The sequence below is a fragment of the Gordonia jinhuaensis genome, assembly GCF_014639795.1.
Classification (GTDB): Bacteria; Actinomycetota; Actinomycetes; order Mycobacteriales; family Mycobacteriaceae; genus Gordonia_B; species Gordonia_B jinhuaensis.
This window is the reverse complement of record NZ_BMGC01000100.1, coordinates 1-992: the sequence shown is the minus strand read 5'-3', so window position 1 is coordinate 992 and position 992 is coordinate 1. Positions and strand designations below refer to the sequence as shown.

Below are 992 nucleotides of genomic sequence, written 5' to 3'. Positions count from 1 at the left end.
GTGTACCGATGGAACCCTGAGCAAGTCCCATTCTGTCACTCAGACAGGGCATTTCGTCTATCCCTCATCCCCCGGACAGGTACAAATCGGTGGATCGAGGCTAAGTCCCCAAGCCCGCAACACACAATCCACGTAGCGACCGCTACGGGTAATTCTCTAGGAGCAAGAAATGGCGATCAAACCCGACGAATACCTCACCCGGCACCTTAACGCAGTAGACCAACTCACCGACCGGCTAGTCACCCTAGGCGTCACCACAGCCAAGAACGCTGCAAAAGCGCACGAACACTCCCACCGTGCCCACGAGGCCGCGCGACTCTCAGCACGCTACAGCGATCATGTGGAAGCCGAAGCCGTTCGGATCGGTGAAACACTCGCAACCAGGGAAGAACTCACAATCGGTGCGGTAGCTGAGTCGCTGAGCGCGCTACCCGACCCACACCTAGCAGACATCGCGCTAGCGAAAACGTGGAACATGCACGTGACCGCTGCCCGTGACCTGGCGTTCAGCAACGTGGCTGCTGCCCCCGCAAAGCTGTCCGAAGCATTCGACCGGGTATCCGACGAAACGCTGTCGGTCGCCGCCAAGCTAGGCGATGTGGACACCGCGCAAGCCGCTCTCGATGCTGGACTAGCGGACGAATGGCAGCATCTCACCGCACTGATTCGTGAACACGATGCTCTGGCACGACTGCGCTCTGACCTTAGAAGCTACGGCCTGATCGCGGCCCCCTATGGGGCTGACACGGGCTGGCAGTGGGGTTACCGGCAGGAACCGTCCGCATCGGCAATGAAGCGCGGCAACGAGCGGAAACCGTTCGACGGTGGACGAGCCTTAGCGATTGCTAACGCGAAAGCACGCCCATACTGCCCGGCGTCACGTGCTGAGGCTAAGCCTCGATCCACCGATTTGTACCTGTCCGGGGGATGAGGGATAGACGAAATGCCCTGTCTGAGTGACAGAATGGGACTTGCTCAGGGTTCCATCGGTA

General features: G+C 59.8%; 1 protein-coding gene. It reads left to right on the top strand.

Features of this window, described 5'->3' with window-relative positions:
• The first annotated feature begins 169 nt into the window (after nt 1–169).
• Nucleotides 170–931 (top strand): hypothetical protein, encoded by a 762-nt coding sequence (locus IEW22_RS19810; RefSeq protein WP_188589120.1) that lies wholly within the window; start codon nt 170–172, stop codon nt 929–931.
• The last annotated feature ends 61 nt before the right edge of the window (nt 932–992 follow it).

What these genes read in the sequence shown, in the direction of transcription:
- IEW22_RS19810 (WP_188589120.1), top strand. Translation starts at nt 170, where the DNA reads ATGGCGATCAAACCCGACGAATACCTCACCCGGCACCTTAACGCAGTA.